At 52.3% G+C, this 23,413-nt stretch carries 16 protein-coding genes; 10 read left to right on the top strand and 6 right to left on the bottom strand.

The features are described from left to right. Positions 1 to 34: 34 nt before the first annotated feature. Positions 35 to 1,984 carry a glycoside hydrolase family 88/105 protein gene (locus tag BXP70_RS21220; protein WP_086596132.1) on the bottom strand — a complete coding sequence of 650 codons (1,950 nt, stop codon included), beginning with the start codon at positions 1,982 to 1,984 and terminating at the stop codon, positions 35 to 37. 102 nt (positions 1,985 to 2,086) lie between these two features. Continuing rightward, the gene (locus BXP70_RS21225) at positions 2,087 to 3,748 is read right to left on the bottom strand and encodes a glycoside hydrolase family 28 protein (protein WP_317044480.1); all 1,662 of its coding nucleotides are present in this window, start codon (positions 3,746 to 3,748) and stop codon (positions 2,087 to 2,089) included. 310 nt (positions 3,749 to 4,058) lie between these two features. Between BXP70_RS21225 and BXP70_RS21230 the strand changes: the two genes are divergently transcribed. The 5 genes from BXP70_RS21230 (at position 4,059) to BXP70_RS21250 (ending at position 9,867) form a co-directional block, all read left to right on the top strand. Further along, a complete protein-coding gene (locus BXP70_RS21230; protein ID WP_086596134.1) occupies positions 4,059 to 5,903 on the top strand; it encodes an ABC transporter ATP-binding protein in 1,845 nt (614 codons plus the stop codon). A 78-nt stretch (positions 5,904 to 5,981) separates the two neighbouring features. Further along, positions 5,982 to 6,473 carry a hypothetical protein gene (locus BXP70_RS21235; RefSeq protein WP_086596135.1) on the top strand — a complete coding sequence of 164 codons (492 nt, stop codon included), beginning with the start codon at positions 5,982 to 5,984 and terminating at the stop codon, positions 6,471 to 6,473. Between the two features lie 10 nt (positions 6,474 to 6,483). Further along, a complete protein-coding gene (lpcA, locus tag BXP70_RS21240) occupies positions 6,484 to 7,077 on the top strand; it encodes a D-sedoheptulose 7-phosphate isomerase (protein WP_086596136.1) in 594 nt (197 codons plus the stop codon). Positions 7,078 to 7,191: 114 nt separating this feature from the next. After that, positions 7,192 to 8,730, top strand: a complete 1,539-nt coding sequence (locus tag BXP70_RS21245) for a YifB family Mg chelatase-like AAA ATPase (RefSeq protein WP_086596197.1) — start codon at positions 7,192 to 7,194, stop codon at positions 8,728 to 8,730. 102 nt (positions 8,731 to 8,832) lie between these two features. Beyond that, positions 8,833 to 9,867: a quinone-dependent dihydroorotate dehydrogenase gene (locus BXP70_RS21250; protein ID WP_086596137.1), complete on the top strand. Its 1,035-nt coding sequence runs from the start codon at positions 8,833 to 8,835 to the stop codon at positions 9,865 to 9,867. Between the two features lie 218 nt (positions 9,868 to 10,085). Here the strand turns inward: BXP70_RS21250 and BXP70_RS21255 are convergent, their stop codons facing one another. Further along, positions 10,086 to 11,222, bottom strand: a complete 1,137-nt coding sequence (locus BXP70_RS21255) for an acyloxyacyl hydrolase (RefSeq protein WP_086596138.1) — start codon at positions 11,220 to 11,222, stop codon at positions 10,086 to 10,088. Between the two features lie 266 nt (positions 11,223 to 11,488). Between BXP70_RS21255 and BXP70_RS21260 the strand changes: the two genes are divergently transcribed. The 4 genes from BXP70_RS21260 to BXP70_RS21275 all read left to right on the top strand — a co-directional run bounded on the left by BXP70_RS21260 (position 11,489) and on the right by BXP70_RS21275 (position 14,699). Further along, positions 11,489 to 12,235 carry a porin family protein gene (locus tag BXP70_RS21260; RefSeq protein ID WP_086596139.1) on the top strand — a complete coding sequence of 249 codons (747 nt, stop codon included), beginning with the start codon at positions 11,489 to 11,491 and terminating at the stop codon, positions 12,233 to 12,235. Positions 12,236 to 12,347: 112 nt separating this feature from the next. Beyond that, on the top strand, positions 12,348 to 13,010 hold the full coding sequence (locus tag BXP70_RS21265; protein ID WP_086596140.1) for a porin family protein: 663 nt from the start codon (positions 12,348 to 12,350) through the stop codon (positions 13,008 to 13,010). 214 nt (positions 13,011 to 13,224) lie between these two features. After that, positions 13,225 to 13,902 (top strand): porin family protein, encoded by a 678-nt coding sequence (locus tag BXP70_RS21270; protein ID WP_086596141.1) that lies wholly within the window; start codon positions 13,225 to 13,227, stop codon positions 13,900 to 13,902. A 155-nt stretch (positions 13,903 to 14,057) separates the two neighbouring features. Further along, the gene (locus BXP70_RS21275; protein WP_086596142.1) at positions 14,058 to 14,699 is read left to right on the top strand and encodes a porin family protein; all 642 of its coding nucleotides are present in this window, start codon (positions 14,058 to 14,060) and stop codon (positions 14,697 to 14,699) included. A 102-nt stretch (positions 14,700 to 14,801) separates the two neighbouring features. Here the strand turns inward: BXP70_RS21275 and BXP70_RS21280 are convergent, their stop codons facing one another. The 3 genes from BXP70_RS21280 to BXP70_RS21290 form a co-directional block, all read right to left on the bottom strand. Beyond that, a complete protein-coding gene (locus tag BXP70_RS21280; RefSeq protein WP_086596143.1) occupies positions 14,802 to 16,166 on the bottom strand; it encodes a dipeptidase in 1,365 nt (454 codons plus the stop codon). A 189-nt stretch (positions 16,167 to 16,355) separates the two neighbouring features. Next, the gene (gene plsY / locus BXP70_RS21285; RefSeq protein WP_086596144.1) at positions 16,356 to 16,994 is read right to left on the bottom strand and encodes a glycerol-3-phosphate 1-O-acyltransferase PlsY; all 639 of its coding nucleotides are present in this window, start codon (positions 16,992 to 16,994) and stop codon (positions 16,356 to 16,358) included. Positions 16,995 to 17,145: 151 nt separating this feature from the next. Beyond that, a complete protein-coding gene (locus BXP70_RS21290) occupies positions 17,146 to 22,515 on the bottom strand; it encodes a hypothetical protein (protein WP_086596145.1) in 5,370 nt (1,789 codons plus the stop codon). A 406-nt stretch (positions 22,516 to 22,921) separates the two neighbouring features. Between BXP70_RS21290 and BXP70_RS21295 the strand changes: the two genes are divergently transcribed. Further along, complete coding sequence (locus BXP70_RS21295; RefSeq protein ID WP_086596146.1) at positions 22,922 to 23,281, top strand: winged helix-turn-helix domain-containing protein; 360 nt, start codon at positions 22,922 to 22,924, stop codon at positions 23,279 to 23,281. Positions 23,282 to 23,413: the final 132 nt, after the last annotated feature.

Consider the following 23,413-nt stretch of genomic DNA (forward strand, 5'->3'; position numbering starts at 1 on the left):
AGAGGCTTTAGCGTGAATACTATATTGCGCAATCTTATTTAGCTGATTTCTGCTGCAACGCCCAAGTAGCTAGGTCTTTGCCAGCGTTGAAGTTTTCGTACACTGCTGGGATCTTACGTCCATCCGTATACTCATTATACAGCCATGGGTCACCAACGATGAATACGGTGCCTTTCCCTACTTTAGCAGTAGCCATGATAACATCAGTGCCTTTCGAAACCAAGGCTTTGCCGGTGTTTCCTTGTAGACCAATAGGAGCTAGCTCTTTGATGTAGGCTGCTTTGGTGTGCTTAAATACCGCATTACCCGCTGGGATGTCCACGCGGCCTTGCTCGAATTGGTCTCCCTTTACCATATTCAAGCTCTTCGGAATAAAGCTCATACCGAAGGCTTTAGCAAGTTCGTTGAAGTGCGGAATCTCGCAGTTGGAAGTATCATTCGCCATCATCACGAGCGTCCCCCCAGCCTTGACCCAATCAGTAATGGCCTTAATATCATTGGCTTGAACGAAGTTGGGCTTAGCAGTTTCCTTCTTACTGTCAGGGTCAACAATGATGTAGACGTCAATCCCTTTCAGTGAGGCGGCAGTAGGGGCAGTCGGGACGGAAACCGTTTTGGCACCTAGCTCCCGGAATTGGTTGCCTAGCAACCAGAAACCACCATGCGTCCGATCTTCCCAGGTGTAGTGCCATTGCTCCTGCTCACCTGTGAAAGTATTCTTACGAAACTCATGGTTGAAGTAGTAATCAAGCCCAACCGTCTTATTCTGACCAACGCTGTTCTCCTTGGCTATTTCCATTTCGATGCTAGCCAGGATGAAAGGTCCTACCCCTTTCAAATCATTCTTGCGCAGCGGCTCGCTGAGGTAATATTCATAGCTACCATCGCGGTACGGGTTGCCACCTAGTCCCCCGACGCTGACGGTTCCATTGAAAGCTAGGGCGTTGCTTTCTGTTGCTACAAAGGTCTTCAGCAATCCGTCGTAGCCTTTCTGCGCAACAGCAGCATACTTCTTATCAAGGTAGCCCATGCGTACGCCCTTGGCGAGCATATACACAAACATGCTAGACCCCGAGGCTTCGGCATAGTTGCCCTTGCGCGAAGCTTGGTCAACGACCAACGACCAAGTACCAGTCTTAGGATCTTGGTACTTGGCTAACACTGGCGCTAAGCGCTGCACGTCTTTGATGAGTTGCGCGCGCTGGGGATGATTTGCTGGAAAATAATCGAGTACATCGACTAGGGCCATGGCATACCAGCCCATGCCCCGGTCCCAGAAGTTTGGTGATTGACCAGTTTGCTTGTTCGCCCATTTTTGCTCCTTGCTTTCGTCGTAGCCGTGGTAAAGCAAGCCGGTTTTAGGATCAACTAAGTGCTTCTCGATCAAAGAAAATTGCTTGGCAACGTCGTCGAAGCCGGCCGGCTGATTGAAAACTTTGCTGTACTCGGCGTAAAAGGGTTCGGCCATATACAAGCCATCAAGCCACATCTGGTTCGGGTAGACCTTCTTGTGCCAGAAGCCCCCTTCCTTCGTGCGCGGCTGACCGTCTAGCTGCTTACGCAGCGTTTGAGCGGCTTGCTTGTATTTCTCTTGAGCAGCCTGACTGCCTTGCGACACTTGAGCTAGGGTCAGCAGAGCATGACCAGTAGTTAGGTTATCGAGGTTGTAATCTTCCAGCTTATAGGTTCGAATAACCCCATTAGGCTGTACAAATTGGTCGATGTCCTTCACAATGTACGTGTAGTACTTAGCATCGCCAGTGCGCTGCCACACGCGTTCCAGCGCCTTCAGCATAAGGCCTTGCTCGTAATCCCAGCGGGTTGTTTTGCGGTTACCGATCAGGATGGAGTCAGGATGCCAGCTGATGAATGCATCGGCCATGCGCTGCGACATAGTTTGAGCAGGGCTGCTGGTTTGCGCCACTGCATGTTGCCCTAAGCCTAGCAGCGACAAGGCAGCTAGCAAGCGAAAACTCTTTTTCATGGGAGAAAAGTACGTAATGCCTCTATTACAACGTCAGTCCAGACCGATGCACGACAACAAATCGCCGCATCCGCCCAGACTGAAGTTCAATAAACAAGAAACTTAATTTTTAGAAACCAGCACTACTTTCTTCGACACCTTATCCCCTAGCTCCACGTCCTTTTTGGCCGCTTTGGTATCGGTGTTGGTGAGTTTGATATTCTTCGTACGGTCGCCGGTGATGCGCATCAGAAGATCAGCACCCGCCGTGTACTTCAGGTTATCGAAGCTGATGTTCTGGCTATTCTGGATTTCCAATACTGGCTTTGTTTCCTTAGAAAGAAGCGTCACATTCTTCAGGCGGATGTTTTCGGCTTCAATGCACAGCATGGGCTTTGTGCTTTGTAACACAGCATTTTCGATGCTAATATCCTTCACAGGCATTTCGGGCAGGCCGCGCAACATAATGGCCGTTTCGGCACCATTGCAAGTCACGTTCTTGATTTCAATATGCCGGAACGTTGGGGTGCCTTCGTTTAAGGGCTCAGCTTTGATGACGGGTGGGGCCGTCGATTCGCCAGCTAGGGGCACCGGATCTTTAGCCATATAATAGAGGTCAAAGATGATCGCCTGGCCGACGATGTTCTTCATATCAACGTTGTCGATGAAGATGTTTTCTACTACGCCGCCTCGACCACGAGCTGCCTTAAAACGCAAGCCTACATCGGTGCCCATAAACGTGAGGTTAGACACGTACAGGTTACGCGCCCCACCAGACATCTCGGAGCCAATCACGAAACCGCCGTGCGCGTGATACACCGTGCAGTTGCGGATGATGAAGTTTTCCGTGGGCATGCCACGCTTGCGGCCTTGCTCATCGCGCCCTGACTTGATACAGATTCCATCATCGCCGACATCGAACGTGCTACCTTCCAGAATGCCATTCTTGCACGACTCTAGGTCAATTCCGTCGGTATTTTGGCCGTACTCGGGATTGAAAGCATACACGTTACGTACAGTGATGTCTTCACTCATCAGCGGGTGAATGGTCCAGGCAGGAGAGTTCTGAAACGTCACCCCTTCCAGCAGAATGCGCTTGCAACGAGCTAGCACAATCATATCGGGCCGTAGAAAATCCTTGATATCTTCGAAGTCTTTTGGCGTCTGTTTACCCGGCCGGATATAGAAGGCTTCGGGAATAGTGGAGCCTTTCAACGACTGCTCAGAGGGATACCATGTATCCTTTTTTTCATTCACCACACCGCCCGAAGCGGTAAGACGCTTCCACTGGGTTTCGGTTAGCTTGTTCTTTTTAACGGCGCGCCACGTATCGCCGGCCCCGTCAAAAACGCCTTCCCCCGTAACGGCAATGTTTTCTAGGTTCTCACCATAAATTAAGGCTTGATTGCGGACAGCTTCCACTCCCTCCCAGCTGGTTTTGATCAGGTGGTAATCGGCGTGGTTGTCGCTGAACTGCACCAGAGCGCCTTTAGCTAGGTGCAGGTTCACGTTGTTGCGCATCTCGATGCCTGCCGTTAGCCAATGCCCACGAGGGACTAGCACTACGCCACCACCGGCTTTGCTGCAAGCATCAATGGCTTGCTGAATAGCGGTCGACTTCGTTAAGCCATTAGGCACTGCCCCAAACTTGGTGATGTTGACCGTGTCTTTCCGAAACTCAGGCGTTTTTACCGGCGGCAAGGGTGGGTTGGGAGTTGCCGTAGCGTCGAAATGCATCAGCCAGCTGCCCATGGCTAGCAGAGCAGAAGAGAATAGTGCTTTCAAGAGTGGGTTGTATTGAGGTGATAAGTTCAAGTGAGTAGCTCGCTACGTGCGAACTGCTAGTTACTACTAAATTTAAGCGCAAACAGAGAGGCCAAACTTTATTAATGTTAGCCTATTAATCTAGCATTTCGGAGCTAGCTGCCTGTACTTATTTGTGCAAACGTTATCGGGAACGTTGCCATATAGAGCTGCACAGCCAATGATTTTTCTTCTGCGTTGCGCTACTAGCTTGTGAGCGTAACGCTCATCTAAAAGGCGGCTCTGCGAGCACGAAGCTGAGCCCGATGAATGCGCTACCTTTGCCACGACCATGAAGACCTACCTTCGCATTCTCCAGTACGCGCGCCCTTGGATCGTTTTCTTGCCTCAATACTTGATCTATACGGTCTTGACCATCATTTTCAGCATCGCCAATTTCACGTTGGTTATCCCATTGCTGAAAGTGCTGTTCGACAAAACCGACAAGGTTGAGTTGCAGGCGCCGGCCGCTCTGCCTGCCTTTCGCCCTACTATTCAGTGGGTGACAGATACGTTCAATTACTTCTTTGCTGACGTGCTAGCCGACCGAGGCAAGCTAGGTGCGCTTGCTTTTGTGTGCTTGGTAGTGGTGTGCTCGGTGCTGCTCAGCAACGTGTTCCGCTACCTGAGTTTGCGGTTGCTAGCGAAGGTGCGTGCCCGCGTCATTCGCAACCTGCGCCGTGACTTGTACTACCGCATTATCGGGCTGCAGCTAGGTTTTTTTGGTGCGGAGCGGAAAGGAGACCTGATGTCACGCTTTACGGCTGACGTGCAGGAAGTGGAAACTTCAGTGGTGAATACGATGACTGCTGTTATCAAGGAGCCGCTCACTATCATAGCCTATTTTGCGGTGCTGTTTCACATTTCGCTGCCGCTCACGCTGTTTACGCTGATCTTGCTGCCCATTTCTGGGGGCATCATTGCAAGCGTGGCCAAGCGCCTGCGCACCCAAGCCAAGCAGAGCCAGAGCACCCTAGGTTCTATGCTCTCCGTGATTGACGAAACGCTAGGTGGCATCCGCGTCATCAAGGCCTTTAACGCTCAGGAGTACATCAAAGGCAAGTTTGAAGAGCAGAATGACCAATATGCCCGCACTTCGCGTGCCATCGACAACACCCGTGACCTAGCTTCACCGTTCTCAGAATTCGCCGGTGTATCGGTCGTGGCGGGGCTGCTGTACTTTGGCGGCACCCTGATTTTGGGTGGTCAATCAAGCCTGAATGGGGAAACGTTTATTGGCTACGTGATTCTGTTTTCGCAAGTGCTCACACCGGCCAAGGCGCTGTCGTCATCGTTCGGAAACATTCAGCGCGGCTTGGTTGCTGGTGAGCGAATTTTGAGCATCATCGACACCGAATCTACCGTCCGCGACTTACCTAACGCGCAAATACTTCCACCTTTCCAGGGCGAAATCGAACTCCGCAACTTGCAGTTCGCCTACGGCGAGCAGCCCGTGTTGCAGGATATCAACCTGACTATTCCGAAAGGCAAGACAGTAGCCTTGGTTGGGCCTTCGGGCGGCGGCAAATCGACCCTAGCGGACCTCCTGCCCCGTTTCTACGACCCAATGGGCGGCAAAATTCTGATCGACGGCCACGACATCCGTGAGTGTACTATTCACTCCGTGCGCGACCAGATGGGTATTGTGACCCAGGAAAGCATCTTGTTTAACGATACCATCTTCAACAATATCCGCTTCAATACTGCCGCGACGGAAGCCGAAGTGATTGAAGCGGCTAAAATTGCCAACGCACACGACTTCATTACCGCTACTACGGATGGATACCAAACGCTGATCGGTGACCGAGGCTCACGGCTTTCGGGCGGTCAGCGCCAGCGGTTGAGTATCGCCCGCGCTATTCTGCGCAATCCACCTATTCTGATTCTCGATGAAGCCACTTCCGCCCTCGATACAGAGTCTGAGAAGCTCGTGCAGGAAGCACTAACTCGTCTTATGAAAAGTCGTACTTCCTTGGTTATTGCGCACCGCCTAAGCACGATTCAGCACGCCGATGAGATAGTGGTTCTGCAACACGGCCGTATTGTGGAGCGCGGCACCCACGAAGATCTATTACGCCAATCGGGGGGCTTGTATCAACGTCTGAATCAGCTACAAAGCAACGCGACTCTGGTTTAATGTTGAGCTTACCGCTCATCTATTAAGACGTTATTTGCGTAATAGGCGTGATTTCCTTTCCATTTAGCCTTTACCCTTATGCTCGCTCTCAAACGCATTATCAACATCGTTGCCATGGTGTATCTGCTCTTGGCGCTGCTGTTTGTGTTCAGCCCTGCCACGCGCGATACCTTCGCCTCTGCCCTTGGTCTTAATACCGCCTCAACTATCGGTAACCCCGATAGTGCTTACCACCTAGCTACTTTTTACAACACATTGTTCATCATTGGTTTGGTGTTGCTAGGGTTAGAATTATTGGCGGAAAACGTCAACTCGTTGGCTTTGCAGCGCGACATCACGCGGCACGAAAACAAGATCAACGAACTGAAAGCCAAGCTCTACGATCATCAGATGGAGCAGCGCGACCGGGACCTGCAACGCCGCTCCGTGACGACTCCTCCCACCGTGGAGCCGACGTCGCACTCACCTATGTTTCCGCAGTCTGACCCGGGCCTAGCTAACGCCCCTATCGAAAAGCCCAATACCATCATTCCCCCAGCGCCGGGCCGCGACGGCCGTTCGTCGCTGTAACCTTTTCTTCGTGACCCCTCTCCTAACCGACCTCGTTCGGGCCGAGCTAACCGAGGCCCGTAACTTACTCGACCGCTTTTTAGCTGATTCAAATAACTTAAGCCGCATCGAGCAAGCCGCCCGGTTGATGGCAGCTAGCTTACAAAGTCATGGTAAGCTACTTAGCTGTGGCAATGGAGGCTCTTTGTGCGATGCGCAACACTTTGCCGAAGAGCTTAGTGGCCGCTACCGCGGTGATCGGCCCGCTCTAGCTGCTATTGCGCTTACGGAGGCGTCACACATGAGCTGTGTGGCGAATGATTATGGCTACGACCGTGTATTCAGCCGTTACGTAGAAGCCTTGGGTCGGCCTGGCGACGTGTTATTAGCCATCAGTACTAGCGGTAACTCGCCTAACGTACTGCTGGCAGCCGAAGCGGCACACAAGCAAGGCATGAGCGTAGTTAGCCTCACAGGCAAAGATGGCGGTAAGCTAGCCGCCTTGAGCGACGTGGAAATCCGGGCGCCCCACACCGGCTTTGCCGACCGCATTCAAGAGGTTCACATCAAGGTCATCCACATTTTGATTATGCTGATCGAGCAGCTGGTAGTGCCTGCTCACTAACGGCTCTGCGCGCGTGGCACCTAGCTTTTGCGCAGCTTGCGGTATTGCTCTGCGATGGGCACGATTTTTCATGCCTTCCTCCGTTCCCATCTCGCTTTTCTAGCAGTTCCCATTATGCTAACCAAGACCTACGGCTCGGCCGTGCAAGGTGTCAATGCTACGACTATTACGATTGAAGTTGTTGTATCTCAAGGCACTCTATTCTATGTAGTTGGGCTGGCCGATAGTGCCATCAAAGAAAGCCAGCAGCGTATTGAGGCAGCCCTCAGGTTTCGGGGCTACCGCATGCCCCGTACCAAGGTGGTCGTGAACATGGCTCCTGCTGACATTCGCAAGGAAGGTTCCGCATACGATCTGCCCATTGCCCTAGGTATTCTGCACGCCTCACAGCAGCTGACGACCGAGCAGCTCGGCGACTACATTATCATGGGGGAGCTAGCCCTCGATGGCGCCTTGCGGCCCATCCGGGGCGTACTCCCCATCGCTATTCAAGCCCGCAAAGAAGGCTTCAAAGGCTTTATCTTACCCAAGGAAAATGCCCAAGAAGCTGCTATCGTCAACAACCTCGACGTGATTCCCGTCGAGACCATGCAGGAGGCCATCGACTTTTTTGAAGGTCGCATGTCAATAGCTCCTCTGAAAGTCGATACCCGCGATATATTCCAGCATGCTGCCAATCAGTACGCGGCCGACTTTGCCGATGTGCAAGGCCAAGAGAACATCAAACGGGCACTAGAAATAGCTGCCGCGGGCGGGCACAACGTGATTATGATCGGCCCTCCAGGGGCGGGCAAGACGATGTTAGCGAAGCGCCTCCCAAGCATTTTGCCTGCTCTGAATATGCTGGAAGCGCTGGAGACTACCAAGATTCATTCGGTGGCTGGCAAGCTAGGTACGAATGCTTCGCTGCTGAGCACCCGGCCCTTCCGCAGCCCGCACCACACGATTTCGGATGTGGCCCTAGTGGGCGGCGGGGGCAATCCGCAGCCGGGCGAAATTTCGCTGGCCCATAACGGTGTACTGTTCTTAGATGAACTCCCAGAGTTTAAACGCACAGTACTGGAGGTGATGCGCCAACCCCTGGAAGAACGCCGCGTCACCATTTCGCGGGCAAAGGTTAGCATCGATTTTCCGGCCAATTTCATGCTCATCGCCAGCATGAACCCTTGCCCGTGCGGCTACTACAATCACCCGGAGAAAGAGTGCGTTTGTGGCCCCGGCGTGGTACAACGGTACCTCAACAAAGTAAGTGGCCCGCTCCTCGACCGTATCGACCTGCACGTAGAGGTCACGCCCGTTACCTTCGACCAGATGACGGAAACCCGCAAAGCCGAGCATAGCAGCCATATTCAACAACGCGTAGAGAAAGCGCGCACGGTGCAAACTGAGCGGTTCAAGGAATTTCCGGATGTGCACTCCAACGCCATGATGCCCCCGCAAATGGTGAAGGATATCTGTCAGATCAACCAAGCAGGCCGCACCCTCCTCAAAACCGCAATGGAACGCCTAGGCCTCTCGGCCCGCGCCTACGACCGTATTCTGAAAGTGGCGCGCACCATCGCCGACCTAGCGGGTACCGACGAAATTCGCATCGAGCACTTAGCGGAAGCCATCCAGTATCGCAGTCTCGACCGGGAAGGATGGGCCGGATAGTGAGGAAGAGAGTAGCGGACTAATAACGTAACTGAGCAATGGCGTTCAACATTACTTAATTACTCCGCTGATCCGTTCCTCTTTCCGTAGCTTTGCGGCGCTATGTACAAGTCCTTGTTGAAGCCGCTCCTGTTCCAACTCGATGCCGAGCAGGCCCACCATCTTGTCTTCAGCAGCCTGAAGCGCTCGGGTCGGGTGCCTGGCACGGCTGCCCTGCTCCGGATGCTGTACGACTACCAGCACCCTAGCTTAGAGCGGGAGGTGTTTGGCTTAAAGTTTAAGAATCCCGTAGGTTTGGCGGCCGGCCTCGACAAGAACGCCGAGCTGACGGATGAGCTAGGTGCCCTTGGCTTTGGGTTTGTTGAGATTGGTACCGTAACGCCGCGTGCACAGCCAGGCAACCCCGCACCTAGGTTGTTTCGGTTGAAAGCGGACGAAGCGCTTATCAACCGCATGGGGTTCAATAACGACGGGGTGGCGGCGGTAGCGGCGCGGCTGCGGCAACGTCGCTCGCAGGTTATTATCGGTGGCAACATTGGCAAGAACAAAGACACGCCCAACGAGCAAGCCGCCGATGACTACGTTGCTTGTGTACAGGCCCTGGCTGATACGGTTGATTACTTTGTGGTCAACGTCAGCTCGCCGAACACGCCTAACCTGCGTCAGTTGCAAGAGAAAGAACCCTTGATCCGGCTGCTTCAGCAGGTGCAGGAAGCAAACCTAGGTCAGCCGACCCCTCGCCCCCTGTTGCTCAAAATTGCCCCTGACCTAACCGACGGCCAGCTGGATGATATCCTAACCATTGCCCGCGAGACGCAATTAAGCGGCTTGGTAGCGACGAATACGACCATCAGCCGGAGCGGTCTGCGCGCACCGGCAGCTAGCTTGACCGACATCGGGGCGGGTGGGCTTAGCGGCCGGCCTTTACGCCAGCGGGCCAACGAAGTAATCCGCTACTTACACCACCGTACCAACGGGGAACTGCCTATTATCGGTGTAGGAGGTATCCACTCGGCCGCTGATGCTCAAGAAAAGCTGGCGGCAGGCGCCACGCTCGTGCAGCTGTACACTGGTTTCGTTTACGAAGGTCCGGCTTTGGTGAAACGTATTAACCAAACCCTAGCGGAGCGTAATTGAGTAGCTGCATTCTTTGCACTGTGTAATCGAATAAAGCCGGAGAAGACAACTAAGTTGTAGCGCTGCTTCCTTGTTGTTGACAAAAGCTGCTGTGCGGCAGCATCTTGCTAAGACGCAAGACAATGAGGTGATGCTCCGTTGCGACTCACTTGTTGGCAATACCATTTGCTTCTCTACTCATCACTTTTCACGCCTAGTCGGTCACTTAGCTACGCTTATTAGAGCTTGACGCCTACTTTCCACTCAATGACATCAGCGGAACCGCGATGAACTTTTAGATCGACAGCACCGAAAAGCAGGTCGGTAAATTGATATTTCAGACCTAGCCGTTCGTAGTAAAACTTATTGGATTTGTAGGGATTGTAGATGTAAAAGCCGAGGTGCGTGACGAAGGCCAAACGGCCGAACAGCAACTCGTGCCCCACCAAGACGCCCGCTTTCTTAACGTCAGGCAGCTTCTCACCAGCACTGGCGGTGTCGCGTAGTTCTGCGCTCAAAGAATGGTCATAGAAGCCTTCTAACCCCACCAGTAAATTGCTCTTTCGGTTGATGCGCCGGCCGCCAATCGCCGATACGGAGTTGACGAGGTACTTGCGCCGATCTGATTCGTTGCGCTGCTTGAAACCTAGGCTGCTGCTTAGGTTGATGAAGTTATGCCCCACGTCGGCAGGTTTGTCAGCGGGGGTAAGTGGCAACGTCCGAAACGACCGCTGCTGATGATAATTGACACCCAACACCACCGAAGGAAGATTGATACCGAAGTTTGGCTTCGTAGTGGCGCCGTTGGAGTAATGATTGAGCCCTACGCCCATGAGCAAACCTAGGTGCTCCGACAAGGCCACATCGTACTCTACCCGCATCTGAATCGTTGCGTTCAGATGCGAGCTGATGATGTTGTTCTTATGATTGGTTTCTTGGTTGAAAGCATCGGGAAAGTACCCTACCCCAGTACCTAGGCGAAAGTTGAGTTCCTGCCGGGGCATGCGCCAAAACGACTTATTGAGGTAAACAGTGGCAGCGTACGACTTACCTAGAATCGGATTATGATAGTCATAGTAAACCAACGCCAGTCCAATTTTTGGATAGCGGTACCACGCGTGCCAAGGAGCAGAGCCATTGGTTTGACGTTGCACATTCAGCTCGAAGCCTGTAGGGTGCGATACCGCTAGGTGCTTTACCGCCGGGGTGTGGGCAATAATAAAACTTCCTTGCCCGTAGGCCCCAATAACTAACGGACCAGCACTAGAAGGCGTCGGCGACAGTTGTTGCGCTTGGCTGCGGCGCGGTATTCCTGGTAACAACCCGAGTAACGTAAACCCAATAACGAGTAAGCGAGATACGGAAACGTGAAGCATAACTAACAAGCAATGCTTCAACTAACGCAACCAGCGCGCCACAGTTACGGAAACGCGCACTTCTCCCTCCTAGGGTAAGCTATTCTGCTTCTTTAGCTTGGGGGAAACTTGACCTCGATTTTACTCATTTTTAACAATTTATTATATGCCTAGTCGCAACTTTTTTTTTTCTCTTACGCTATAGACGCCCATACATCACGCTAGTCAATCCAATATTGGTTGCCTGAGCTTCTAACAGTTGACCCTAAAGTTTACCTACCTTTTTTATGAAAAAGCTCGCCCTACTCACGCTCGGCCTTGCTACTGCTTCTTTGGCCCACGCTCAATCCGGCTTCCGTATCGGAGTCCGCGTTGGTGGTACTCTTTCCACTATTGGTGGCAAGAATGCTGATCAAGTCGCTGGTCCTAATGGCAGCGCCGATATTAATTATCTACCTGGCTTCAATGCAGGTTTGTCGTTCCAACTCCCGCTCAGCAGCGACGGTTTCTGGACGCTAGCTCCGGAGCTTCTTGTAAACCGTAAAGGCTTTAAGCGCTCTTACCAGATCACGGACCGTAACACACTGAATACGCGTTTTGGTGCAGAAGGACCAAGTATTGATAAGTTCGAAAGTGAAGGCAAGCGTAACTTCACGTATATCGACCTCCCCATTCCAGTACGTATCAACACAGCTCCCGGCGGATCGGGTTTATATTTCGAGCTAGGTCCACAAGTCGGCTACATGGCTCGTTCAAGCCAAAAATTCACCGAAACGACCAAGTATAACAACGGTACCAAAGACAAACCCAGCAGCCCTGGAGGTGACTACAAAGAAGATCTTTCGAGCTTCGACATTGGTGGTGTAGCTGGCCTAGGCTACCAAACGGAAGGTGGTCTTAGCCTCGGTGTCCGCTACAACCAAGGTTTCAAAACCCTGTTCGACACGAAAGACGTGAGCGCCCGTTACGAGCCAAAAGCGTTCAACCGGCAGTTTACAGTACAACTCGGCTACTTGCTCCCACTCGGCAAATAACACTACAACCGAAAGGCTGACTAGCTGCTAGTCAGCCTTTCGGTTTCTCACACTACACCTCTTGCTTCATTACGCTGGTCATTTTCAGCTGGCCAGGCATTTCCTTTTTATCATGAAAAAGTCATTTCTCGCAGTAGTTGCCCTACTCCTTATTACTTCTATTTCAGCCATTGAATCGCGGGCACAAGGCGTACGCCTAGGTATCAAAGCCGGCGCGAACCTATCGAACCTATCTGGCGATCTGGCTAATGAGGATCGTTTCCAGAACAAAACTGGTTTTGTGGGCGGCCTGATGCTAAACGTGCCGTTGATTGCAGACAACTTCTTGTCGTTGCAACCAGAGCTATTGTACTCGCAAAAGGGTTTCAAAAATGATGGCTCTTACCTGAGCGGCTTGTATACTTACAAAGGCAAAGCCACTTACAACTACCTCGATTTGCCCGTACTAGCTAAGATAAAGGCTGGTCCTATCTTCGTAGAAGCTGGCCCACAGTTTAGCTACTTGCTTAACCGTAAAGACGAAACTCGTCGTTACCTCAACGGTAACCAGTTGGATTATAGCGCCGCAGAGCGCGACCTCAGCAATGTGAATCGCTTTGAAGTAGGCTATGCTGCCGGCATCGGTGTGCAACTAGTTGGTGTTATTCTGGACGTGCGTTACAATGGTGCCTTCACCGACTTCACTAAGAACGGTTACCAAGGCAACGACTTGCGCAATGCTCGCAACTCGGTGTTCCAAGCTTCATTAGGGTTCTTGTTCCCCAGCGGCAACTAAGTACTCCTTTCCTATTTTCCTAAGCCTACTGCCCAACGCCTAACCTAGGCGTTGGGCAGTAGGCTTTTCTGTATCTATGAAATAGTGCTTCTGGTCGATTATAAAGCAGCAAAAACCACTTACTCACTACTTTCGAGCCTTGCTGTAGTCGCCTTACGTTTGTGTTTTCTCCCCTTGTGCGTGCTGCATTTGCCGTTTTCTTACCTCGTTTATTATGAATAAGTTTTTGCTCTTGACGGCGACTATAGTTGGTACTGCCGCCTCACTAGCCCCGGCGGCGCACGCGCAGGGTATCGGCCTTGGCGTTGGAATAAAAGCAGGGGGCAACGCTTCCCGCCTAGCCGGCGACGTAGCCAACAAGGACTACTACACCACTAGGTATGGTGGCCACGGGGGGCTGCTACTGAATGTAAGCTTTCTGAAAGATGGCATGCTCTCCGTGCAGCCGGAGGTGTTGTTTTCACAGCGTGGCTACCAGATTGATAATCCGACGGCAAAGGTTGGTAACAGCACCTACACCCTTAAGGGCACCTCGTCCTATAACTACCTCGATATACCGCTACTGATCAAATTTAAGCTCAAGAGCTTTTACGTTGAGGCTGGGCCGCAATACAGCCGACTCCTACATGTGAAAGATGAGGAGCGCTACCTGCTCAACGGCAACCAAGCCAGCCACAGCAATACCGAACCTAGCCTAGCACGCGTAAACCGCAACGAAATGAGCCTAACAGCAGGACTTGGAGTACAAACGAGCTACGGCTTGCTGATTGGGCTTCGCTACAACGGCTCTTTCACCGAGTTTGCCCAACGCTTTTATCATAACAACGAGTTGGCTAACGCCCGTTTCTCGGTGTTCCAAGCTTCGGTGGGTTATTTACTGAAGCTGAAATAGTTATTTAGATTAATTTATTGCACGCCCGACTCTCTGTTAAGAGTCGGGCGTTTTTTATTCCTCAAGTTGTTCGCAGGTAAGCAATAGGACTAGTGGTCTGTTCGTAGTTTTACTGGCTACTTATCCTCTCCTATTCTACAGTACCGGCCTATTCCATGAAAGCATTTTTTGTCTTCTTGTTACTCATCGTTAGCATGACCTTTTCGAGCCAAGCGCAGAGTGTACGGCTCGGTATCAAAGCTGGGGGCAACCTAGCAAACGGAGTGGGCAAAGACGTTCAGGAAAGCAAATACCGAGTTGGGTATCATGCAGGTGCTGTTCTGAACATTGGCCTAGGCTTGCTCGGCGACAGTGTGCTTTTCCTTCAGCCCGAAATATTGTACTCCCTAAAAGGAGACCAAGCTACTGCTACTGATTCCTCCATCAACGCTCAGTTGGTTTACTTAGATGTGCCTGTATTATTGAAGGCTAATGTTGGCGGCTTGTTCTTCGAAGCAGGACCTCAGATTAGCTTTCTGTATTCGAATAAGACCATTACGGCCAACGGTAATGTAGCCACTAACACGAAGGTTGATTTTCAACACCCAGCGCTAGAGTATGGGTATGCACTTGGTTTTGGTTACCAAGATCCAAAAGGATTTAACGTGGGATGGAGGTACACACATAGCCTAATTCCTTTCAAGAAATTTATCACGAATACGACAACACAAGTAACGTCTGAAGTTCAGATTCGCAACAGCGTGGTGCAATTCTATGTGGGCTATATGTTTGGCAATTTGTTTGGCAGAAAACGATAAATGGTCTAGGCTCTGCGGTAGAATAACAGTTCATAACTTGACAAAAAGCCCAACTCCTATCTTTAAAGTTGGGCTTTTTACTATCAGCAGCAGGCGCTACTTCTATTTGTTAAAATCTTGCGCGTAGTTCTGGTAAAACAGCGGAATCGTCTCGATTCCTTTCAAGAAGTTGAATACTCCGAAATGCTCATTAGGGGAGTGAATGGCATCGGAGTCGAGGCCAAAGCCAAGCAGCACCGTATCAATACCTAGCTCCGATTTGAACATGGCTACAATCGGAATGGAGCCGCCGCCGCGAGTGGGCACGGGCTTCTTGCCGTATGTCGTTTCAATGGCTTTCGCGGCGGCCTGGTACGCCACCGAATCAGTTGGCGTCACAACTGGTTCACCGCCGTGGTGGGGCCGCACTTGCACTGTCACGCCTGCGGGCGCAATGCTCGCAAAATGCTGCTGAAACAGCGCCGTAATTTCTTCAGACGTTTGGTGGGGCACCAAGCGCATCGAGATTTTGGCGAAGGCCTTGGAGGCAATAACCGTTTTGGCGCCCTCGCCGGTGTAGCCGCCCCAGATGCCATTCACGTCCAGCGTCGGACGAATCCCGATACGCTCGACCGTTGTGTAGCCTTCCTCGCCGTAAGTAGCGGGCAGGCCGATGCTTTGCTTGAACTCCTCATCGGAATGCGGCACGCGGTTGAGTTCGGCGCGGTCGGCATCGCTCAGCACGTCTACCTTGTCGTAGAAGCCGGGAATGGTGATGTGGTTGTTCTCGTCGTGCAGGCTCGCTATCATCTTGCACAGCACGTTGATGGGGTTGGCCACCGCACCCCCATAGAGGCCGGAATGTAGGTCACGGTTGGGGCCAGTTACTTCTACCTCGTGGTAGCTCAAGCCACGTAGCCCGACCTCAATGCTCGGGGTATCGTTGGCAATCATCCCCGTATCGGAGATGAGAATCACGTCGGCCTTCAGCTTTTCCTTGTTCTCTCGCACGAAGATACCTAGGTTGTTGGAGCCAATTTCCTCTTCGCCTTCTACCATCACCTTCACATTGCAAGGCAGGCCGCCATGCTGCATCATTACTTCAAAGGCCTTCACATGCATGTACACCTGGCCTTTGTCGTCGCAAGCACCGCGCGCATAGATCTTCTCGTCCTTAATAACTGGCTCGAACGGTCCCGAAGTCCACAGTTCCAGGGGGTCAGCGGGCTGCACGTCGTAGTGCCCGTACACGAGCACCGTGGGCAAGCTAGGGTCTACTATTTTCTCGCCGTAGACAATGGGGTTACCTGCCGTTTGACACAGCTCTACGTTCTCTAAGCCAACTTCTTCGAGACGCGCTTTGAGGTATTCGGCCGCCTTGAGGATATCGTTGTGAAACTTTGGGTCGGCTGATACGCTAGGAATGCGCAGCCAATCGACTAGCTCAGTGAGAAACCGATCTTGGTTATCTTGAAGGAAGGAAGCCATGCAGCAGTAGTGTTAGTTGGGAATCTGGGGGTAAAGGTAACTACGCTGCCGGTTGATTGTCCTCATAGCCTCTTCAACTTATACTACCTAGCTATGCTTGGCTGAAGCAAGAATATCGTCATTAAGCTTGGTAGGAGGACTCTTTTGCGAGGTCCATTTCCGTTCTTCATCCAGATGGAAGTCAGAAAATTATCGGCGCCCAAATAGCGGCACCCGGCTCTCGGTGCCAGCTAACAGCCGCTGAATATTTGCTCGGTGCGTGTAAATCAGCAAGCCAGCTAGCACAAAGCCGAAGATCAACAGTAGAGAATTGTCCGGCCGAAAGGGAGGCAACAGTTGCAATAAGGCAAAAGCTAGCCCTGCCGTCATAGAAGATAGCGACACGTAACGCCAGATAAAGAGCATGGCCAAAAAGACCAATAAGCACACGCCTACTGTGAGCGGCGCAATAGCCAGCATCATGCCCAGTACTGTGGCCACGCCTTTGCCGCCACGGAAACCCGCGAAGACGGGGTAAATGTGACCTAGCACCGCTAAGATGCCGCATGCAAGTTGAAAGTACAGCAGTTGACCTTCCTGAATAGCTCCCTGTTGAAGCATTACCTGCGCCAGTGAAGTGGCAGCCCAGCCTTTCAGCACATCCACGGCCATCACTAGGGAGCCAGGCTTTTTACCGAGCACCCGGAAGGTATTGGTGGCACCGGCGTTGCCGGAGCCGTGCTCCCGAATATCGAGGCCGAAGAAACGTTGCCCAACCCACAGCGCAGTCGGGATGGAACCAAGCAGATAGGCGAGCACAAGCAAGCCAAGTACAATGGGAAGATTCATGGCAGAAGGGGGCGGGCTAGGGTGGTGGTCAAATATAAGAGTCTACAGGAGGCTTATACGCAATTTTATAACCGGTGTGCAGCGCGGGGGCAGCGTTGATAGTGCCACCAACAAAAAAGCCCCGCCGCGGAAACCGGGCGGGGCTAGGTTGCTACTCACCAAAGGGGTCGTCGTCACCTTTCTTCTTTTTCTTTTTCTCCTTCTTTGGTTCCTCCGTCGGAGTGTCGGCTGCCGGAGCGGCTTCTTCTACTTTTTCCTCTTTCTTTTTCTTCTTACCCGTGTCCTCTACCGGCGTGGCAGCTGGTGGAGTAGCATCGGTATCGAAGGCGCTACCAGCAGCAGCCTTGTCTTTCTTTTTCTTCTTCGACGTTTCTTCTACCGGGGCGTCGGCAGTTTGGCTGCCATCTTCCACCACCTCGTCTTTACTCTTCTTTTTCTTTTTCTTACCGCTTTCCTCCATCGAGTCGTAGTCGTTGCCACTACTCACCACAGGCGCTACTTTCTTCCCTTTCGTGTCGACGTTGTAGTCTTTGCGGAAGTGCGTGAGGTAGTTCTGCACTTCCTGGTCATCACCTAGGTAGAAGCCGTACTGCGTGGCCGTGTTGTAGTCACCTTTGGCCTTAAAGCCGATGATTTCGTCGAAGCTACCGTGCTGGGCCTTTGCCAGCAGCACATTGTTGGTGTACTTAAGGTAATACCACGTCAAGGGGTCGGCTTCTAGGTACAATTCTACGGCATCACCGTTAGCTTCCCTCTTGATTTCGATGTAGCCGTCAATCATGGCATTCAGGTCCTTTTTGCCAATGCTAGCTAAGCCAATTTTACCCACCGAGTACCACGCTTTCTGCTTCTCCGACCACCGTAGGTCTACCTTGTTCAGCACAAGGGTGTGCAAGAACTTTGACGACACCTTCTGCAAGGGCACGTAGCTTCCGCCTTTGCGAGCAGCATAGCTCTGCACATCCTTGTTGCCAATGAACTCACCCATCTTGTACAGCTGAGCAGGTGAACCATCTAGAGCTTCAGCGGCCCCTTTTGTGTTGCGCGCCATATCATCAGCCATGGCTTCCACGGCCTTCTCCGGCATGTTGATGTCAAAGGCTAGGAAAGTATCGAGGGCGTATTTGTTGCTGTCTGGCTTGGCCGTACCTAGGCCAGCTGCCGTCAGGGTATAGTCCTTGTTGGAATTAATCAGATTCAGCTTGCCCCGGAACGTCGTGGCCGCGGTAGAGTCAGCAAAGGTCATCAGGCTGCCTTCGTAATTGTCCGGGTCATTCGGATCGAAACGGGCAATCGTAAACGAGTGCTTTTTCGCATCGAAGCTCAGGGTGCCGTCTACCGTAAACACGTTCATGTCCGTCACGTCGGGCTTGGTAGCCACGTAGAGCGGATACAGCTTAGACGTGCTGCTCGACACAAACAGGCCCGTGTACATAGGCGTACCATCTTCGGCCTTGGGCTCCATGATCTTGATCTTCATGGCCTTCGGGTCGATGCTATCCTGCACGGCAAACCACTGCGATGCGCTAGCCGTCTTACTGAATTCCAGGCGCGACTGCCCATCGAAGGTGAAACCACGCTGCTGTGAGTTGAGCGTTACGTTGCCGCGGTACGCTACGCGCGGAGCTAGGTGAAACTTCTCGGAGTCAGCCACCTTCGCAATGGCTACTGTGGGTGGCGCAAACGGCTCGTTCGGGTCAGCAGCTTTCTTCGACCTCAACAGGCTCTTCATCCCTCCCTTGCTGGCTTGCGCCAAAGCGCCCCGCGTCGCAGCCGCTGAATCGACGTTGAAACTTGAGAACTTGATGGCAAACGAATCAGCAGTGGCGTTCTTGTACTTATAAAGTGCCGTACCGGTGAAGGCGGTGCGCGAGCGTACCGTAATCTCTCCATTGTACAAGTTGTGGAACTTCGCCAGTGTATCCATCACGATACCTGCGTTCTTGAAGCTGCGCATCTGGGCATTAGCCAACACGTACACTTTGCTGCTGTCGGGCATGATCCAAGCGTCGGCGGCCGCAATATAGGGCACCCCGCCCGCTACTAAGCGGTAGCGGCTCAAATCGTACTGCCCCGTGGCGGCGCGGAACTTCAGACCGTGCTGCTCCGGCTTGGTTGAGTAGAAATAGGAGCGAGAAGAATCGGCACCAGTAGCTACACGTAGCTGCACGATCTTCTTTTTGAAGTCCCACTTACCACCACTCAGCGTTGTTTTGTATTCGGAATAGGGCAGGTCGATACTCGACTTTTTGTCGCCTTCTTCGCGCGCAAACTCCGTGCTGCCACCTTTCACGTCGTAGTTGAAGGTAACATTGTTGGCCGTCAGGGCGGGCTTGTTTGCCTCCGCTGATTTTATACTGAATGTAGCGCGCTTACCAGAGTAACTGGTCGGTTTGAAAGCAAACTGCGGGGAGCGAATAAACGACTGCGGACCGTCCATCCGACCATCACCATAGAGGCCGCCCGGCGTCAGAATAGTAGTGCCTTTAAAGCTGTACGCGTTGGCATACATCTTCATCGGTTGGCCATCGCGCTGCGTACTCAGGTACATCGAGTCGGCTTTTACTACCCACTTCATCTGGTAGCCCGGCAGCAGTGAAGTGTTTGAGAACTCAACGCCATTGAGCGGGCCTTGCGCAATAACACCCGTCTTACCCACCGTCACCACCGAGTCTTTGTAGAAGATGAACTGCTCACTACCGAAAGTACCCGTCAGGTACTTTATGTCCCCGATGCCTTGCAGACCGCGGTTACTCATCCGGACTTTATTGAAAAATCGACCTTTTCCTCCGTACACCGGAAAGCCTTCTTTCGGAACGTCGTAGTTGAAACCTAGGGCTCCGTCATCTTGCAACGAGAGCTTGGTTTTAAACGGCGGCATAATCTTGCCCGAATTAAACGTCCCCGTGAAACCGATAGCGGAGCGGTTCACATTATTAAGGGAGTCAATCTTGAACGGCGGAATATCGAAGTAAACGGTAGTGTCGTAAGCGCCGCCTAGTACCTCGGGGTTGTTAAAGAACACGTAAGCCCCCGTGGAAGCATCAAACGAGGGATAAGCACCTAGCTTCTTGCGCCCCGACTTGTTATCGGGCCGGTTGATGTAGAGCTTACCAGCCGATTGCTTGTCTTTGTTGGTGAGGGTAAAGTCTTTCTCCTTCCGAGCCCGCATCACGGAGCCTTTCGAACCCTTGCCCTTCACAATGATGGAGTCGATTTTAGTTAGGTCAATGAAGAACCCATCGTAATCGAACTTGAACTCCTTACCCTTGAACACGAAGGCCGAGGCCACTACAGTGCCGTTGAACAGCACGCCCCGGTTTTTCTGAATTCGGATAATGCTGCTATCAGGTCGCACGTACACCGTTATGGAGTCGTCGGAGAAGTTGAAGCGGTCTACCCCGCGCACAATCAGGTCGTTGTTGTTGAGGTTAAGCGTGGCATTCTTCCCCGAAGGCGACAACGATTTGATGGCGATATGGTCGTAGTCCTTCTTGCCCCGCGACGATATAACGTAGTGCCTAGCTTTCGGCAGCAGCGTGATCTGATCGGTCTGAGGATTCCACTGCACGTAGCTGTCTTGCGCTAGCCCAGCCACGGCGGAGCGTACGTTCGATTCCTTGAGGTTCAGTTCCTGGCAGAGGTCCTGCACCGTGAACTGCTTCACATTGTCATGGTTCAGACTATATCCTACCACCATCTGTAGCGGGTGCAGCTTATTGATGGCCTTAATCTGCTGGTACCGCGTGTTGGTGTAAAAATCTTTGGATTCGAAGTTGGCCGTTACTTGGTTCTTTGCCGTCAGGATAGCGAAGTCGATGTAAGGCGTGCGGAGCGGCCACGTCAGCATCTCCGTCGAGATTTCCATCTGGTGGTAAGAGTCTACGTACGGAGTGGCTTTGTAGAGCCCGCTTTCACGGGTAAGCTGCAATACTTCACCGCGTTTGGCATACTTCAGCTTCACGCCAGGATGGGTGAGTGAGTCGGCTTTATCTTGAAAAATAGTGACCGATGCCCGGTCGGCGGTGATGATGGAGTCACCTAGGGTATAAGCGCGTGAGGCCGCCCGGAATTTCGTCTTGCCATCCACATCCACGAAAATGCGCGAAAGCGACTGATCCAGCGCCGCACTCAGTGTGCGCCCACCCGCCATCGAGAAGCCACCAAAGTAGCGGATGTTCTGGCCAATGTTCTTTACCCTCGCATCATTGGTAAGAGAAATAAAGCGTGGATATCCCGTGTCGGTAGCGCCAGCTTTCTTCCGGACTGCTTTGTAAGACAACGCACCTTGGATAGGCGCTTCCAGCACGGCTGGATACGTGAGCGTAACCGGCTGAGCGGTAAACTCTGGCTTGTTCAGGTCAAAATCATAGCTGGTCAGGTCCGCCGTGGCAGGCTTCCCATTCACGCTCCATGCATATTGTCCGCCTTGTCCAACAAAGCGGTGGCTAGTAGCCACGACAATGCCGCTGGTTTTGCGCAGCACAATAGAGTCGCCGGCACCAGCCATATACAAGTCAGCATCCTTGACGATAAGAACCGGACCGCGCGTGGGAGGCGCTACATACGTGTCGTATACCGGTTCTGGAGCAGGTTCGAATGTAGGGGCAGGCTCTGGTTCTGGTTCTTTAGCAGGAGTAGCTGCTTTGGCGGTAGTTTTAGCAGGTGCTTTTGCGGCGGGCTTCTTTTTGGGGGCGCCCCAGCCATCGTTGCTGGAGGATCCCCACCCGTTATCGTTGCCCCAGCCGCTGCTGCCCGAGCCTGAGTCACCCCATAGGTCGCCGGTATCCCAGCCGCTGCTCTTTTTCTTCGGCGCTGCCTTGGCAACTGGCTTGGCCGCCTTGGTGGGAGTTTTGGCAGGAGTAGCTTTCGGAGTCGCTGGCACCGGGGCAGGAGCTGGAGCTACAGGCTTAGGTGGTACAATGGGGGCCGGCGCCGGCAGTGGATTGTCGGTTTCGTTGTACGCAAAAGAGAAGGTTCCTCCCACCGCGCGCAACGTACTGTAGCGCGAATTATACAAGAACCTAGTATCTAAGAACTGAGCCGTGCTGATGAGAAACTTCTCAGTTTCCGGGCCGGTGTCTTTGTCTACTGTTTTGGCTACCACATCCAGCAACTGATCCATTTGCTGGTCGCTGAACGACTGCACGGTAGCACCCGCCGTAATTGCTTTGAAGAAGTCTTCGAAGTGTGGCCGAGGCTTGAAGCGCTTCGTTAGCATTTGCTGCGAAATACCGACGATTTTGGCCTGCTGCGATGCAGTAAGCTTATTACTGGCCCAAAGCTGTTGCAACTTAGCCGCCGCCGCTTTGGCACCGGCATTATTGCCAATGGCCATCATCGTCTGGACCTCATTTATAAATTGCTCGGGTTCACTCGATAGCTTGCCCGTAAAGCGAGCTGCTACTGGCGCCGAAGCGGGCGCTTGCTTGGCTGCTGGAGACTTGGTTTGTTGCGCCCACGCTGGCGAACCTAGCCCTACTAGCAGCACAAAAACCCATCGAAAAGCCGGATACCTCATAGAAATTCTCTCAGACCCTAATAAGACGGCTACAATTTCGTAAAAAAGGGACATACTTTTTTGGGAAAGACCTAAAACCGTGATTCAACGCCGCCAAAGGCGTTTTCATCTATATAAACCTAGCTAGATATAGAGGTTTTTCTGATTGCAAACTACTATCTAACCTAGCCTAAGTACAAAAACCAGTATTTTATCACCGCCTTGTGTTACCTTAGCTAAACGTGCTAAGCAGACTGACATTGTGCCCGCCTGCCACCGGAAATTGTTAGCATTTTCCAAGCCAGTATTGCCGCGCCACAACAAGTAAAATAATGGCTTAAACATCGTTTTTAGCCGATATTTAAAGCAAATCTGTACGCCGCCAGCCTTTACCTTGCCGCTTTTTACCCACCTTTAGCCTACTTGCATGAAAGACATCTTACTTGAAAACCTAGCTTTTTCCCTAAATGGCCGGCTGTGGATCGAAAGCACCGACGACCGTTTTCTAGGCATCGGCCGCCTCGAGCTTCTCGAGAAAATAGAAACCTTTGGTTCTATTTCCAAAGCGGCTCAAGCCATGGGAATGTCATATAAAAAGGCTTGGGACTTAGTTAGTTCCATGAATGGGCAGGTACGTACCCCACTAGTGAGCACTCAAGCCGGCGGCAAGCGCGGAGGCGGAGCAGCACTCACACCCGAAGGCAAACAAATACTAGAAACATTTCAAGGGATGCAGGCCCGCTTTCGGCAGTTTATGGAGCAAGAAACTGCTCGGCTCTATGAGTAAGCGGTAACCTAGCCAGCGCATTCTGCGTTATGTTTGTAAATACATAACGATAGTTTCTGCTCTATGCCTAAGGCTACTTGCTGCTGGCCACGTCGGACTGACGTACTTACTGAAGCTGCTCCGGGATTGCTC

The organism is Hymenobacter crusticola, assembly GCF_002154225.1.
GTDB classification, from domain to species: domain Bacteria; phylum Bacteroidota; class Bacteroidia; order Cytophagales; family Hymenobacteraceae; genus Hymenobacter; species Hymenobacter crusticola.